Origin of the sequence: Enterobacter soli, from assembly GCF_964208575.1 — a bacterium.
Classification (GTDB): Bacteria; Pseudomonadota; Gammaproteobacteria; order Enterobacterales; family Enterobacteriaceae; genus Enterobacter; species Enterobacter soli_A.
Genome location: NZ_CAXOFU010000027.1, coordinates 1 through 15,087, shown reverse-complemented (window position 1 = coordinate 15,087; position 15,087 = coordinate 1). Strand labels below are relative to the sequence as shown.

At 57.8% G+C, this 15,087-nt stretch carries 17 protein-coding genes; 14 read left to right on the top strand and 3 right to left on the bottom strand.

All coding sequences use genetic code 11. The annotated features are described in order from the left end of the window. Nucleotides 1-189: 189 nt before the first annotated feature. Complete coding sequence (glyA, locus tag AB6V08_RS21015) at nucleotides 190-1,443, top strand: serine hydroxymethyltransferase (RefSeq protein ID WP_061097380.1); 1,254 nt, start codon at nucleotides 190-192, stop codon at nucleotides 1,441-1,443. A 54-nt stretch (nucleotides 1,444-1,497) separates the two neighbouring features. Here glyA and AB6V08_RS21010 read toward each other — a convergent pair whose 3' ends face one another. After that, nucleotides 1,498-1,920 (bottom strand): DoxX family protein, encoded by a 423-nt coding sequence (locus AB6V08_RS21010; protein WP_368544738.1) that lies wholly within the window; start codon nucleotides 1,918-1,920, stop codon nucleotides 1,498-1,500. Nucleotides 1,921-2,092: 172 nt separating this feature from the next. On the opposite strand from AB6V08_RS21010, the gene AB6V08_RS21005 reads away from it, so the two are divergent. Next, nucleotides 2,093-3,232 carry a 3-phenylpropionate MFS transporter gene (locus AB6V08_RS21005; RefSeq protein ID WP_368544737.1) on the top strand — a complete coding sequence of 380 codons (1,140 nt, stop codon included), beginning with the start codon at nucleotides 2,093-2,095 and terminating at the stop codon, nucleotides 3,230-3,232. On the opposite strand, the gene csiE is transcribed toward AB6V08_RS21005, so the two are convergent. After that, nucleotides 3,233-4,510: a stationary phase inducible protein CsiE gene (gene csiE / locus AB6V08_RS21000; protein ID WP_368544736.1), complete on the bottom strand. Its 1,278-nt coding sequence runs from the start codon at nucleotides 4,508-4,510 to the stop codon at nucleotides 3,233-3,235. A gap of 125 nt (nucleotides 4,511-4,635) precedes the next feature. Here csiE and AB6V08_RS20995 point away from each other — a divergent pair, with 125 nt between their 5' ends. Further along, a complete protein-coding gene (locus AB6V08_RS20995) occupies nucleotides 4,636-5,274 on the top strand; it encodes a DUF1007 family protein (RefSeq protein WP_368544735.1) in 639 nt (212 codons plus the stop codon). Next, on the top strand, nucleotides 5,265-6,245 hold the full coding sequence (locus AB6V08_RS20990) for a nickel/cobalt transporter (protein WP_368544734.1): 981 nt from the start codon (nucleotides 5,265-5,267) through the stop codon (nucleotides 6,243-6,245). Before AB6V08_RS20995 ends, AB6V08_RS20990 begins: the two co-directional genes overlap by 10 nt. A gap of 40 nt (nucleotides 6,246-6,285) precedes the next feature. On the opposite strand, the gene suhB is transcribed toward AB6V08_RS20990, so the two are convergent. After that, on the bottom strand, nucleotides 6,286-7,089 hold the full coding sequence (gene suhB / locus AB6V08_RS20985) for an inositol-1-monophosphatase (RefSeq protein ID WP_368544732.1): 804 nt from the start codon (nucleotides 7,087-7,089) through the stop codon (nucleotides 6,286-6,288). Nucleotides 7,090-7,220: 131 nt separating this feature from the next. Here suhB and trmJ point away from each other — a divergent pair, with 131 nt between their 5' ends. The 10 genes from trmJ to pepB all read left to right on the top strand — a co-directional run bounded on the left by trmJ (nucleotide 7,221) and on the right by pepB (nucleotide 15,081). Continuing rightward, complete coding sequence (gene trmJ, locus AB6V08_RS20980) at nucleotides 7,221-7,949, top strand: tRNA (cytosine(32)/uridine(32)-2'-O)-methyltransferase TrmJ (RefSeq protein ID WP_368544730.1); 729 nt, start codon at nucleotides 7,221-7,223, stop codon at nucleotides 7,947-7,949. A gap of 219 nt (nucleotides 7,950-8,168) precedes the next feature. Beyond that, a complete protein-coding gene (gene iscR / locus AB6V08_RS20975; protein ID WP_006176693.1) occupies nucleotides 8,169-8,660 on the top strand; it encodes a Fe-S cluster assembly transcriptional regulator IscR in 492 nt (163 codons plus the stop codon). Nucleotides 8,661-8,777: 117 nt separating this feature from the next. Next, a complete protein-coding gene (gene iscS, locus AB6V08_RS20970) occupies nucleotides 8,778-9,992 on the top strand; it encodes a cysteine desulfurase (protein WP_003860663.1) in 1,215 nt (404 codons plus the stop codon). A gap of 24 nt (nucleotides 9,993-10,016) precedes the next feature. Next, nucleotides 10,017-10,403, top strand: coding sequence for a Fe-S cluster assembly scaffold IscU (iscU, locus tag AB6V08_RS20965; RefSeq protein ID WP_005120408.1), 387 nt, complete (start codon nucleotides 10,017-10,019; stop codon nucleotides 10,401-10,403). Between the two features lie 13 nt (nucleotides 10,404-10,416). Further along, entirely contained in the window at nucleotides 10,417-10,740 is a 324-nt protein-coding gene (gene iscA, locus AB6V08_RS20960) for an iron-sulfur cluster assembly protein IscA (RefSeq protein ID WP_003860659.1), read from the top strand. Nucleotides 10,741-10,817: 77 nt separating this feature from the next. Beyond that, nucleotides 10,818-11,333 (top strand): co-chaperone HscB, encoded by a 516-nt coding sequence (hscB, locus tag AB6V08_RS20955; RefSeq protein WP_368544727.1) that lies wholly within the window; start codon nucleotides 10,818-10,820, stop codon nucleotides 11,331-11,333. Nucleotides 11,334-11,347: 14 nt separating this feature from the next. Next, on the top strand, nucleotides 11,348-13,198 hold the full coding sequence (hscA, locus tag AB6V08_RS20950; protein ID WP_368544725.1) for a Fe-S protein assembly chaperone HscA: 1,851 nt from the start codon (nucleotides 11,348-11,350) through the stop codon (nucleotides 13,196-13,198). Between the two features lies 1 nt (nucleotide 13,199). Continuing rightward, on the top strand, nucleotides 13,200-13,535 hold the full coding sequence (gene fdx / locus AB6V08_RS20945; RefSeq protein WP_014071345.1) for an ISC system 2Fe-2S type ferredoxin: 336 nt from the start codon (nucleotides 13,200-13,202) through the stop codon (nucleotides 13,533-13,535). 1 nt (nucleotide 13,536) lies between these two features. Next, entirely contained in the window at nucleotides 13,537-13,737 is a 201-nt protein-coding gene (iscX, locus tag AB6V08_RS20940; RefSeq protein ID WP_003860650.1) for a Fe-S cluster assembly protein IscX, read from the top strand. A gap of 60 nt (nucleotides 13,738-13,797) precedes the next feature. Continuing rightward, nucleotides 13,798-15,081 carry an aminopeptidase PepB gene (gene pepB / locus AB6V08_RS20935; protein WP_368544724.1) on the top strand — a complete coding sequence of 428 codons (1,284 nt, stop codon included), beginning with the start codon at nucleotides 13,798-13,800 and terminating at the stop codon, nucleotides 15,079-15,081. Nucleotides 15,082-15,087 lie beyond the last annotated feature (6 nt).

Sequence of the window (15,087 nt, the reverse complement as noted above, 5' to 3'; positions counted from 1 at the left end):
AGAATTCCGTTGAATCGGGGGAGAGCTTTATTCCTCAAACCCTTGCGTGGCGTGGAGGTAAACGTTTGCGTAAAATCGTTTGTCAAGACCTGTTATCACAGAACGATTCAGTTATACTGTTGCGCGTTGTCCAACCGGACTGCCTTTTCAGGGCAAAAATTTACTTGTTAGCTGAGTCAGGAGATGCGGATGTTAAAGCGTGAAATGAACATTGCCGATTATGATGCCGAACTGTGGCAGGCTATGGAGCAGGAAAAAGTACGTCAGGAAGAGCACATTGAACTGATCGCCTCCGAGAACTACACCAGCCCTCGCGTAATGCAGGCGCAGGGTTCTCAGCTGACCAACAAATACGCGGAAGGTTACCCGGGCAAGCGCTACTACGGCGGCTGCGAGTACGTTGATATCGTTGAACAACTGGCGATTGACCGTGCAAAAGAGCTGTTCGGCGCAGACTACGCAAACGTGCAGCCGCACTCTGGCTCCCAGGCAAACTTCGCGGTGTACACCGCGCTGCTGCAGCCGGGCGATACCGTTCTCGGCATGAACCTGGCGCAGGGCGGCCACCTGACTCACGGCTCCCCGGTTAACTTCTCCGGCAAGCTGTACAACATCATCCCTTACGGTATTGATGAGTCCGGCAAGATTGACTACGAAGACATGGCTAAGCAGGCCAAAGAGCACAAGCCGAAGATGATCATCGGCGGCTTCTCCGCTTACTCCGGTATCGTTGACTGGGCAAAAATGCGTGAAATCGCAGACAGCATCGGCGCGTACCTGTTCGTTGATATGGCACACGTTGCGGGCCTGATCGCCGCGGGCGTTTACCCTAACCCGGTTCCACACGCTCACGTTGTGACCACCACCACCCACAAAACCCTGGCGGGCCCGCGCGGCGGCCTGATCCTGGCGAAAGGCGGTGACGAAGATCTGTATAAGAAACTGAACTCTGCCGTGTTCCCAAGCGCGCAGGGCGGCCCGCTGATGCACGTTATCGCGGCAAAAGCGGTGGCGCTGAAAGAAGCAATGGAGCCTGAGTTCAAGGTTTACCAGCAGCAGGTTGCCAAGAACGCCAAAGCGATGGTGGAAGTGTTCCTGAACCGTGGCTACAAAGTGGTTTCCGGCGGGACTGAAAACCACCTGTTCCTGCTGGATCTGGTGGATAAGAACCTGACCGGTAAAGAAGCTGACGCAGCCCTGGGCCGCGCCAACATCACCGTGAACAAAAACAGCGTGCCTAACGATCCGAAGAGCCCGTTCGTGACCTCCGGTATCCGTATCGGTTCTCCGGCGGTAACCCGTCGCGGCTTCAAAGAAGCGGAAGTGAAAGAGCTGGCTGGCTGGATGTGTGACGTTCTGGACAACATCAATGACGACGCGGTTATCGAGCGCGTTAAAGGTAAAGTTCTGGATATCTGCGCACGCTTCCCGGTTTACGCATAATCCTTCTGTTTTGCAGAAATAAAAAAGGCCGCGCTTGCGGCCTTTTTTTATGGCTTATCGCCTGTCGAGGGATATTGCCCCCGGCCCGACAATGGCCAGCAAAATAAACGCGCCAGCGATACTCACGTTCTTGTAGAAGTTAATCATATTAGGCACCACCGCATCCCCGGTCATATTCCAGTAGTGGTGGCCAATCACCGCCGTACCCAGCGTATATAAAGCAAAGAGCACGGCGAGAGGGCGCGTAAAGAAGCCCAGCACAATCAGGATCGCGGCGGGCACTTCCATAATCACCGCAATAATGGCCGCCAGCGTCGGCATCGGCGCGCCGAGGGAGGCCATATATTGAACGGTGCCGCTAAAGCCGCTTATTTTCGGAAAGCCAAAAATAATAAACAGAGCAACAATCGCAATACGGGCAATCAATAACAGAAAAGAGCGTGAGGAGCCAAAATCGAAATAGCGTAAGCTGTTCATAGGAAACAACCTCTTCAGGCAATGTAGTTTAAACGTAATACAGATTTGCCGCTCCCGCCATACGCCGTCCGGCCGTCAGCGATGTTAATTTTACGTTAATTTATAGCGCGCTAATGACTTGCTAAAGTCAGGGATTACCGACAGACTATCGCCACCATTTCAGGAGGGATTCATGGTCTTGCATTCCACGCTTTGGCTGGCGCTCAGCTATTTCACCTACTTTTTTAGCTACGGCATTTTCTTGCCTTTCTGGAGCGTCTGGCTCAAGGGAATTGGTTTAACGCCCGAGTCTATCGGCGTGCTGCTGGGCGCAGGCCTGGTGGCGCGTTTTCTGGGGAGTTTACTGATTGCGCCGCGCGTCAGCGATCCCTCCTTATTGATTAAAGCGGTACGTATTCTTGCCCTGCTCACGCTGGTGTTTGTCGCCTGCTTCTGGGTCAGCCAGCAGTTTGCCTGGCTGATGGTGGTGATGGTCGGCTTCAACCTGTTCTTCTCGCCGCTGGTGCCGCTGACGGATGCGCTGGCGAATACCTGGCAGAAGCAGATAACCATGGACTATGGCCGCGTGCGCCTGTGGGGATCGGTGGCTTTTGTGATTGGCTCGGCGCTGGTGGGCAAGTTGGTCACCCTTTACGATTATGAGGCCATTCTTGCGCTGCTGAGCGTCGGGATCGCCTCCATGCTGCTGGGAATGCTGCTGCGCCCATCGGTCATGCCCCAGGGCGAAAGTCGCCATCATGAAAGCGCCGGCTGGCCAGCCTGGCGTTCACTGGTCGCGCAGAGCTGGCGTTTTCTGGCCTGCGTGTGTCTGCTTCAGGGCGCCCACGCGGCCTACTACGGCTTTAGCGCGATTTACTGGCAGGGAGCGGGCTATTCAGCCTCGGCGGTGGGGTATCTGTGGTCGCTCGGCGTGGTGGCCGAAGTGGTTATCTTTGCGCTCAGCAAAAAGCTGTTCCGCCGCTTCGGCGCGCGTGACCTGCTGCTGCTTTCCGCGGTCTGCGGCGTGGCGCGCTGGGGCATTATGGGCTGGACGACCGAGCTGCCGTGGCTGATCGTGGCGCAGATCCTGCACTGCGGTACCTTTACCGTGTGCCACCTGGCGGCCATGCGCTATATCGCCGCGCGCGAAGGCGGGGACGTTATCCGCCTGCAGGCGGTCTATTCCGCCGTGGCGATGGGCGGTAGCATCGCGGTGATGACCGTGTTCGCGGGCTTCCTGTATCAGCATCTGGGACACGGGGTGTTCTGGGTGATGGCGCTGGTGGCGCTGCCTGCGATCGTCGTTCGTCCCAAAGTGGCCGCGCGGGCGTAATCAGGATTCCAGCATGGCGCGGATATGTTCTTGCTGCTGCGCGTTCAACGCTTCAACGGCGTGGATCAGCGGCGGCGAGAACAGCGGCAGGGCAGTGGCGTAGGGGGTAATCACCAGCGCGGCCTCGCGCGGCGCGCCCTCTTTCTGGAACGTTTGCAGCGCCAAATAGCGAATATTCAGCGGCAGCAGGGTCAGCTCCCGAAGCTGCTGCTCAATCACCTCTTCACAGGCCTTATCCTCCCCCGTCAGCAGCACCACCTGCTTTTCATGCAGATCGGTTTCCTGCATCAGCCACGCGCCAAAAATCACCGCCACCAGGCTCATCTCCTCATCGGAAAAACGCAGGCCAAACTCGGCCTCCAGCTCGAACAGCGCGGCTTTGGTGGTGCGCAGCAGGCGCGGGTACAGACGGTGGATCTCTTCCGGCAGGCTGTTGTCGATGCCAATATCAAACAGCGAGCGGTCAAGCGCCTGCGCGAGATGGATATAAAGCTGATCGGTCAGCCCCTGCTCGTCGCTGAAGTTCATCCCGGTCTGCGCCCGGAAGCGGGCAATCATTCGCACAATCGTGCGCCGCAGGCGCTGATCCTGCTGGTGCTTATCGAGCACCGGATCCGGGGTGCGCAGCATCATAAACAGCAGCGCCAGAAACAGCTGCTCATCGGTATGCGGCGGCTGAGGCACCCGGCGTTTCCAGTGGCGCACAATTTCCTGGGCGGTAAAGTATTCGCCCCGCGACTGCGCCCAGCTGCGCTGGACGGGAGAAAACTGCGGCGTCTGGCCCTGATGGTGCTGAATCAGGCAGTACTGCAAAAACAGCTGCAGGAACTGCACGTCGCGGCATTCGAAATTGCGCTGAAGGCGGCGCGAGCAGAAGTTAATCAGCGCGCGCAGGTTGGTGTCATCGTAAAGCGGGCGCGCAATGCCGTGGCGTTTAAGCGCGGTTTTAAGCGCCGGGGTAAACTGTTGGGCAACAAAATGCGGGCAAAGGCGAAGCGACCGGCGCAGCCAGTGCAGCAGGCATAAACGCTGATTCAGGGCGGTGCCTTCAATTCGGTAGCGGCCATCAGGGTGCGTGACGATATCAAGCCGATGATAGCGCTGGATTTCATCGCGTGTCTCGGCTATATCTTGCCGTGCGACGGCGGCGTCCATCCCGTTTATCGCCATTATGCTCTGTGCGGTGACGGCAGCATCGGGCAGGTAAAGCATCAAAAGCACCTGGCAGCGGCGCTGCGAACTGGAAAGCACAGATGGGGTTTCAAGCGTCGTCATCATCTGTCGGGTATCCAGTGTGAGTGTCTGGTAAGAATAGCTAAAGGATGTGCGCAAGAAAGCGCAGCGGAAGGGCTTTCCTTCAGGATTGCTGGCGAACATCACAGAATTTTTGACGTGAGGAATTGATGCAAATAGTTAAACAATGCGCCTGGGCGCTATTTTTGGCGGTTTTCACCTTTACTGCCCACGCCCATCCTCACAGTTTTATCAGCCTGAAAACGGAGCTGGTTACGGACGGTACGCAGCTCAGCGGCCTGAAAATGCGCTGGACGATGGACGAAATAACGTCAGCGGATCTGCTTTACGATGCCGGAAACGCAAAGCCCGGGGACGAGATCTGGAAAAAACTGGCCGCGGAGGTGATGGCGAACGTGCTCGGCCAGCACTACTTCACAGAGTTCTGGCACAACGGAGACAAGGTTAAGTTTCTGAATCGCCCGACCGAGTACGGCATGTCCCGCGAGGGGCATCAGGCGGTGCTGACGTTTATCCTGCCGCTGGCCCATCCGCAGCCTCTGGCGGGGCAGACCTACCGCTTCTCAACCTATGATCCCTCTTATTACGTGGACATGAGCTACGCAGAAGACCGCGACGTGCAGCTTCCGCCCGCGCTGCAAAAGAGCTGCACGCTCTCCGTTCATACTCCTAAACCGAGCGATGAAACGCTCAACTTCGCCATCTCGCTCGATAAGGAAGACGCGCCGCCGGAGGACATGGAGCTGGGTAAACAGTTTGCGCAGGAGGTAACGCTGCAATGTCAGTAATCGCGTCCGCTACCCGAAAACCGCGCCGCTGGCTGCACCTGTGGCCGCTGGCGCTCTTTTTACTGCTGGCGGCTGGCGGCGCGCTCTGGCTGTGGCAGGCCTGGCCGCAGGTCATGATGAAAAGCATTGTCTGGCAGCGCGACGTTAACCAGCAGATGAGCGGCCTGCTCAAAGCCGTGGCAGAGAACCCGGCCCAGGCGGGCGGGTCGCTGCTGGCGTTTAGCTTTATCTATGGCGTGCTGCACGCCCTGGGCCCCGGGCACGGCAAGATTGTGATCGCGACCTGGCTTGCCACGCATCCGTCAAAGCTGAAATCGAGCATTGGCCTGACGCTGGCGTCCTCGCTGCTGCAAGGGCTGGTGGCAATAGGGCTGGTGGTAGTGGTGCTGTCGCTACTGCAGCTTCCTGCCCGGCAGCTCCATATGAGCAGCTTCTGGCTGGAGAAGGGGAGCTACGCGCTGGTGGGCGTGCTGGGGCTGATTCTTTGCTGGCGGGCGCTGAAAAAATTGCGCGTCCTGCTGCAAAAGCCGAAGTTCAAAACCTTCACCCTGCATCACGTGCACGATGCCCACTGCGGCTGCGGGCATCAGCATGTGCCGACGCAGGCGCAGCTCCAGAACGGCGACGACTGGCGCGCGCGTCTGATGATTATTCTGTCGATGGGGATGCGCCCGTGTTCAGGTGCAATCATGGTGCTGCTGTTCAGTAAGGTTATCGGGGTATTTGGCTGGGGAATGGCGTCGGCGCTGGCGATGGCGGCGGGAACGTCCCTGACCATTTCCTCGCTGGCGCTGCTGGTTCACAGCTTCCGTCAGCTGGCGGTAAAACTCAGCGGCAACAAAGCGCCGGTGCTCTGGCGGCAGGTAGGGTGGACAACGCTTGCGCTGGCAGGCGGCGTGATTTTGCTGGTGGCGGCGGTGACGATGTGGGTCAGCGCGGTGCCGGTGGGAAGAGGGTTGAGGCCGTTTTAAATATTATGCCCTCTCCCACAGGGAGAGGGCATTACCGGGCTTAACGCTTCAGCGCATCGCTCAGTTCGTCACGCATGTTTGCCAGCATCGCTTTAACAACGCGCGGGTTACCCGCAACGATGTTGCCGGTAGACATGTAGTTGTGACCGCCGGTGAAATCGCACACCAGCGCGCCTGCTTCACGTGCGATCAGCTCGCCCGCAGCAAAGTCCCACGGCTTAAGCGCCAGCTCGAAGTAACCGTCAACGCGACCGGTCGCCACGTAGGCCAGATCCAGCGCAGCAGAACCGGTGCGACGGAAGTCCGCGCATTCGGTGAACAGTTTGCCCAGGATTTTAATGTAGGTTGGTGCGTGCTGCTTCGCCTTGAACGGGAAGCCGGTCGCCAGAATGGTGCCGTCCAAGTCACGTGCATTGCTGCAGCGCAGACGGTAGCCGTTCAGCTGTGCGCCCTGACCGCGGGTTGCGGTGAAGAGTTCGTTACGCATTGGATCGTAAACCACGGCGACTTCAGTACGGCCTTTAATGCGTACTGCGATAGATACGGAGAAGTGTGGCAGACGTTTAACGAAGTTGGTGGTGCCATCCAGTGGATCGATAACCCATTGAACATCCTGGTCTGTACCTTCATGTTCACCGCTTTCTTCGGTGATGATGGTGTGCTGCGGGTAAGATTTGCGGATTGTTTCGATAATAATCGCTTCTGCGGCTTTATCGACGTTAGTCACGAAATCATTGCTGCCTTTCTGGCTGGTTTCTACGGAGTCTGGGGTTTCGTAGTGTTTGGCAATTACATTACCCGCCTTGCGCGCTGCGCGCACGGCGATGGTCAGCATCGGATGCATCGGTCTCTCTCACTGGATGTTAAAGAACGGGAAAATCGGCGCAGAGTATAGCAGCGGGATCGGATTATGTCTCCCGTTTATGATAATATGCCCGAATATTCTTCGACACTGACCTCAGACGCAAAAAAACTATGCTGCAAAATATTCGAATCGTACTGGTTGAAACATCGCACACCGGCAACATGGGCTCCGTCGCCCGCGCTATGAAAACCATGGGGTTAACCAACCTCTGGCTGGTAAATCCCCTGGTCAAACCTGACTCTCAGGCCATCGCCCTCGCGGCGGGTGCCAGCGACGTTATCGGCAACGCGCAAATCGTGGATACCCTGGACGAAGCCCTTGCAGGATGCAGCCTTGTTGTGGGCACCAGCGCGCGCTCCCGCACGCTGCCGTGGCCGATGCTCGACCCGCGCGAATGCGGTCTGAAAAGCGTGTCAGAAGCTGAACAGGCGCCGGTGGCGCTGGTGTTTGGCCGCGAGCGCGTTGGCCTGACCAATGATGAACTGCAAAAGTGCCACTACCACGTCGCGATTGCCGCTAACCCGGAATACAGCTCGCTGAACCTGGCGATGGCGGTACAGGTGATCGCCTACGAAGTGCGTATGGCATGGCTGGCCGCGCAGGAAAAAGGCACCGCAGAGCCGCATGAAGAGGCCGCCTACCCGCTGGTGGACGACCTTGAGCGTTTCTACGGCCATCTGGAGCAGACGCTGCTCGCCACCGGCTTTATTCGCGCCGACCACCCGGGCCAGGTCATGAATAAGCTGCGCCGTCTGTTCACCCGCGCGCGCCCGGAAAGCCAGGAGCTGAACATCCTGCGCGGAATTCTGGCGTCGATTGAGCAGAAGAATAAAGAGTAGCGCCGTCTGTTTTCCCCCCTCTCCTGTGGGAGAGGGCCGGGGTGAGGGCATCAGACCGCCCCATGTTATGAAGGCACAGAAGGTTAAATACCTGACTAAAACAGTCAAGTAAATAGTTGACCATTTTAGTCAGGAATGTCAGACTTGGCCCTGCTATGCAATACCCCCAATTTTACAATAAAAACCCCGGGCAGGGGCGAGTTTGAGGTTAAGTAAGACATGAGACTGACATCTAAAGGGCGTTATGCCGTGACCGCGATGCTGGACGTTGCGCTCAACTCCGAAGCGGGCCCGGTTCCGTTGGCTGATATTTCTGAACGACAAGGGATCTCCCTCTCTTATCTGGAACAGCTGTTCTCCAGACTGCGTAAAAATGGACTGGTTTCCAGCGTTCGCGGCCCGGGCGGTGGATATCTGCTGGGTAAAGACGCGGGCAGTATTGCGGTTGGCGAAGTCATCAGCGCGGTTGATGAATCTGTAGACGCGACCCGTTGCCAGGGTAAAGGCGGCTGCCAGGGCGGCGATAAGTGCCTGACCCACGCGCTGTGGCGCGATCTGAGCGACCGTCTGACCGGCTTCCTGAACAACATCACCCTGGGTGAACTGGTCAATAACCAGGAAGTTCTGGATGTTTCTGGTCGTCAGCACAGCCATGAATCACAGCGCAGTACCCGCGCGCAAGACGCAATCGACGTTAAGTTACGCGCATAGTAAAACGATAAGAATTTCAGAATCAGGCCGGGGTGGGAACACCCCGTGTACTCGGTCGTACATCCAGCCGGTTGCCTGATTCCTTGCATTGAAGCGATGTACGGAGTTTATAGAGCAATGAAATTACCGATTTATCTCGACTACTCCGCAACCACGCCGGTGGACCCGCGTGTTGCCGAGAAAATGATGCAGTGTCTGACCCTGGACGGAAACTTTGGTAACCCAGCTTCCCGTTCACACCGTTTTGGCTGGCATGCTGAAGAGGCGGTCGATATCGCCCGCAATCAGATTGCCGACCTGGTTGGCGCCGACCCGCGTGAAATTGTTTTCACCTCCGGTGCGACCGAATCCGACAACCTGGCGATCAAAGGTGCTGCCAACTTTTATCAGAAAAAAGGCAAGCACATCATCACCAGCAAAACCGAACACAAAGCCGTGCTGGATACCTGCCGCCAGCTGGAGCGCGAAGGGTTTGAAGTGACCTACCTGGCGCCTCAGAGCAACGGGATCATCGACCTGAAAGAGCTCGAAGCGGCAATGCGCGACGACACCATTCTGGTCTCCATCATGCACGTCAACAACGAAATCGGCGTTGTACAAGATATCGCGACCATCGGCGAAATGTGCCGCGCGCGCGGCATCATCTACCACGTTGACGCCACTCAGAGCGTGGGCAAACTGCCTATCGACCTGAGCCAGCTGAAAGTTGACCTGATGTCCTTCTCCGGCCACAAAATCTATGGCCCGAAAGGCATCGGCGCGCTGTACGTTCGTCGTAAGCCACGTATCCGCATCGAAGCACAGATGCACGGCGGCGGTCACGAGCGCGGTATGCGTTCCGGTACGCTGCCTGTTCACCAGATCGTGGGCATGGGCGAAGCTTACCGCATTGCAAAAGAAGAGATGGAAACCGAGATGGCGCGCCTGCGCACGCTGCGTAACCGTCTGTGGGACGGCGTGAAAGATATGGAAGAAGTGTATCTGAACGGCGATCTGGAGCAGGGCGCACCGAACATCCTCAACGTCAGCTTCAACTATGTTGAAGGCGAATCGCTGATCATGGCCCTGAAAGACCTGGCGGTTTCATCTGGTTCTGCCTGTACGTCCGCAAGCCTCGAGCCATCCTACGTGCTGCGCGCGCTGGGCATGACCGACGAGCTGGCGCACAGCTCTATCCGTTTCTCTTTAGGTCGTTTCACTACCGAAGAAGAGATTGACTACACCATCAAGCTGGTTCGTAACTCCATCGGCCGTCTGCGCGACCTTTCTCCGCTGTGGGAAATGTTCAAGCAGGGCGTGGATCTGAACAGCATTGAATGGTCACATCACTAATCGGTACATAAGGAGAATTCAATCATGGCATACAGCGAAAAAGTTATTGATCACTACGAGAACCCGCGCAACGTTGGCTCTTTTGACAACAGCGACGAATCTGTAGGTAGCGGCATGGTCGGTGCGCCGGCGTGTGGCGACGTGATGAAGTTGCAGATTAAAGTCAACAATGAAGGTATCATTGAAGACGCGCGCTTCAAGACCTACGGCTGCGGTTCTGCTATCGCGTCCAGCTCCCTGGTGACCGAGTGGGTTAAGGGCAAGTCTCTGGACGAAGCACAGGCAATCAAAAACACCGATATTGCTGACGAACTCGAACTGCCGCCGGTGAAAATTCACTGCTCTATCCTGGCAGAAGACGCGATCAAAGCCGCCATTGCGGATTACAAAAGTAAACGTGAAGCAAAATAATTGAGGTTTGAGTATGTCGATTACCCTTAGCGACAGCGCTGCCGCGCGAGTAAGCTCTTTTCTGGCGAACCGTGGTAAAGGCTTTGGCCTGCGACTGGGCGTACGTACCTCCGGCTGTTCTGGTATGGCTTACGTACTGGAGTTTGTTGACGAGCCGGCATCTGACGATACCGTGTTTGAAGACAAGGGCGTGAAGGTGGTGGTCGATGGCAAAAGCCTGCAATTCCTCAACGGCACTCAGCTGGACTTTGTAAAAGAAGGCCTGAACGAAGGGTTCAAATTCACGAACCCGAACGTAAAAGACGAGTGCGGTTGCGGCGAAAGCTTCCACGTTTGATCGTGCGTCATCCGATGAACCCCACCGCAGGAACCTGTGCGTGGGGTTTGTTTTAATCGGCTACCCCTGAGATTGTTATGGATTACTTCACCCTCTTCGGTTTACCCGCCGAGTACCCGATTGATATCCAGGCGCTGACGGTTCGTTTTCAGGATCTGCAGCGACAGTACCATCCGGATAAATTCGCCAGCGGTACTCCGTCAGAGCAGTTGGCTGCGGTATCGCAATCTGCGACCATCAACCAGGCCTGGCAAACGCTGCGTAATCCGTTATCCCGCGCAGAATACCTGCTCTCCCTCCACGGCTTCGATCTGGCGAGCGAACAGCACACCGTGCGCGATACCGCCTTCCTGATGGAGCAGCTTGAGCTGCGTGAAGAGCTGGATGAGATTGAACAGGCCAAATACGAAGCGCGTCTGGAAAGCTTCATCAAGCGCGTGAAGGGCATGTACGATACCCGCCATCAGCAGATGGTGGAGCAACTGAACAACGAGACCTGGGACGTGGCCGCAGACACTGTGCGCAAACTCCGTTTTCTCGATAAACTGCGAAGCAGTGCTGAACAACTCGAAGAAAAGCTGCTCGATTTTTAATTTCGGAAGCAATTATGGCCTTATTACAAATTAGTGAGCCTGGCTTAAGTGCCGCACCGCACCAGCGTCGTCTGGCGGTGGGTATTGATCTTGGCACCACCAATTCCCTCGTGGCGACCGTGCGCAGCGGCCAGGCGGAAACGCTGGCTGACGAGCAGGGGCGCCATCTGCTGCCTTCCGTGGTCCACTACCAGCAGCAGGGCCATGTGGTCGGCTACGATGCGCGCGCCAACGCGGCACGCGATCCGGCCAACACCATTAGCTCTGTTAAGCGCATGATGGGCCGCTCGCTGAGCGATATTCAGACCCGTTACCCGCATCTGCCGTATCAGCTGCAGGCCAGTGAAAACGGCCTGCCGATGATGGCTACCGCGGCGGGTTTGCTCAACCCAATCCGCGTCTCCGCCGATATCCTCAAAGCCCTCGCCGCTCGTGCGACCGCCACGCTTGGCGGCGATCTGGACGGCGTGGTGATCACCGTTCCGGCCTACTTTGACGACGCACAGCGTCAGGGCACCAAAGACGCCGCGCGTCTGGCGGGCCTGCACGTGCTGCGCCTGCTGAACGAACCGACAGCTGCCGCCATTGCCTACGGCCTCGACTCCGGTCAGGAAGGGGTGATTGCGGTTTACGATCTCGGCGGCGGCACCTTTGATATCTCCATCCTGCGCCTGAGCCGCGGGGTGTTCGAAGTGCTCGCGACGGGCGGGGATTCCGCGCTCGGCGGCGATGACTTCGACCATCTGCTGGCAGACTTCATCCGCGAGCAGGCGGGCATTGCCGACCGCAGCGATGCCCGCGTACAGCGCGAACTGCTGGATGCGGCTATCGACGCCAAGATTGCGCTCAGCGATGCGCAGTCGGTTCGTGTGAACGTGGCGGGCTGGCAGGGCGACATCACCCGCGACCAGTTCAACGACCTGATCGCCTCTCTGGTTAAACGCACGCTGCTGGCCTGTCGTCGCGCATTGAAAGATGCGGGCGTTGATGCAGGCGACGTGCTGGAAGTGGTCATGGTCGGCGGTTCAACCCGCGTGCCGCTGGTGCGCGAGCGCGTGGGCGAGTTCTTTGGCCGCACGCCGCTGACCGCCATCGACCCGGACAAAGTGGTCGCCGTGGGCGCTGCTATCCAGGCCGATATTCTGGTCGGCAACAAGCCGGACAGCGAAATGCTGCTGCTGGACGTTATCCCGCTGTCCCTCGGTTTAGAAACCATGGGCGGGCTGGTGGAGAAAGTGATCCCGCGTAATACCACCATTCCGGTGGCGCGCGCGCAGGAGTTCACCACCTTCAAAGACGGCCAGACCGCGATGTCCATCCACGTGATGCAGGGCGAGCGCGAGCTGGTGCAGGACTGCCGCTCCCTGGCACGTTTTGCGCTGCGCGGTATTCCGGCGCTGCCGGCGGGCGGGGCGCATATTCGCGTTACCTTCCAGGTGGATGCCGACGGCCTGCTGAGCGTCACGGCGATGGAAAAATCGACCGGGGTTGAATCGTCCATCCAGGTGAAGCCGTCCTACGGCCTGACCGACGGCGAGATCGCCTCCATGATTCAGGATTCAATGAGCTACGCCGAGCAGGATGTGAAGGCGCGTATGCTGGCGGAACAAAAAGTTGAAGCCGCACGCGTGCTAGAAAGCCTGAACGGCGCGCTCGCTGCCGATGCCGCGCTGTTAAGCGCCGCCGAGCGCCAGGTTATTGACGAGGCTGCCGCGCACCTGAGCGCCGTGGCGGAAGGCAATGACGCTGACGCAATAGAAGAAGCCATTAAAAACGTTGATAAACAAACCCAGGACTTTGCTGCTCGCCGCATGGACAAATCTGTCCGCGTCGCGCTGAAAGGCCAGTCCGTGGACGAGGTTTAATATGCCAAAGATTGTTATTTTGCCTCATGCGGACCTGTGTCCGGATGGCGCTGTTCTGGAAGCCAAAACCGGTGAAACCATTCTCGACGTTGCCCTGCGCAACGGTATCGAAGTGGAACACGCCTGTGAAAAATCCTGTGCCTGCACCACCTGCCACTGCGTCGTGCGTGAAGGTTTCGACTCGCTTGCCGAGAGCACCGAAGACGAAGACGACATGCTGGATAAAGCGTGGGGTCTGGAGCCAGACAGCCGTTTAAGCTGCCAGGCGCTGGTGACCGACGAAGATCTGGTCGTGGAATTCCCGCGCTACACCATCAACCACGCACGCGAGCATTGATATGGGACTGAAGTGGACAGACAGCCGTGAAATCGGCGAAGCGCTTTACGACGCGAACCCGGATCTCGATCCGAAGACCGTACGATTCACCGACATGCATCAGTGGATCTGCGATTTAGAGGATTTTGACGACGATCCCAACGCATCCAATGAAAAAATTCTGGAGGCGATTCTGTTAGTCTGGTTAGATGAAGCAGAATAAAAAACATAACGGGCTGCCTTCAGGCGGCCCGTTTGCTAGTTGCTAATAAGGATAAATAAAATGACCGAAGCGATGAAGATTACGCTCTCGAACCAGCCCGCAGACGCACGCTGGGGCGAGAAAGCCACCTACAGCATCAACAACGACGGCATTACCCTGCACCTGACGGGCAAAGACGATTTGGGGCTGATCCAGCGCGCCGCGCGTAAAATCGACGGGCTGGGCATTAAGCATGTGTTACTCGACGGCGAAGGCTGGGATACCGACCGCAGCTGGGCGTTCTGGACGGGTTACAAAGGCCCGAAAGGCACCCGCAAAATCGAGTGGGCGAACCTGGACGCTGCCGGTCAGAAAGAGCTGGAAAGCCGCCTGAAAATTATCGACTGGGTGCGCGACACCATCAACGCCCCGGCGGAAGAATTGGGCCCTGAGCAGCTGGCGCAGCGCGCCGTTGACCTGCTGTGCGGCGTGGCGGGGGACAACATGTCCTACCGCATCACCAAAGGCGAAGATCTGCGCGAGCAGAACTACATGGGGCTCCACACCGTGGGCCGTGGCTCCGAGCGTCCTCCGGTGCTGCTGGCGCTGGACTACAACCCAACCGGCGATAAAGAAGCCCCTGTGTTTGCCTGCCTGGTGGGTAAAGGCATCACCTTCGATACCGGCGGCTACAGCCTCAAGCAGAGCGCGTTTATGGACTCCATGAAGTCCGACATGGGCGGCGCGGCAACCATTACCGGCGCGCTGGCGTTCGCTATCACCCGCGGTCTGAACAAGCGCGTGAAGCTCTACCTGTGCTGCGCGGACAACATGGTGAGCGGCAATGCGTTCAAGCTGGGCGACATCATTCGCTATCGCAACGGCAAAAACGTTGAAGTGATGAACACCGACGCCGAAGGCCGTCTGGTGCTGGCCGATGGCCTGATCGACGCCTGCGCGCAGAAGCCAGAGCTGATTATCGACATGGCGACCCTGACCGGGGCGGCGAAAATGGCGCTCGGCAATGACTACCACGCGCTGTTCACCTTCGACGACAAGCTGGCAGCCCGCCTGATGGCAAGCGCAGCCGCGGAAAACGAACCGTTCTGGCGTCTGCCGCTGGCCGAAATCCACCGCCACCAGCTGCCGTCTAACTTTGCTGAGCTGAACAACACCGCGGGCGCGAATACCGCGGGGGCAAGCACCGCCGCCGGGTTCCTGTCGCACTTCGTTGAGAACTACCACGAAGGCTGGCTGCACATCGACTGTTCCGCAACCTACCGTAAAGCGGCGGTTGAGCAGTGGTCCGCAGGCGCGACCGGCCTGGGCGTTCGTACCGTGGCAAACCTGCTGACGGCTGAGTAACTCTCG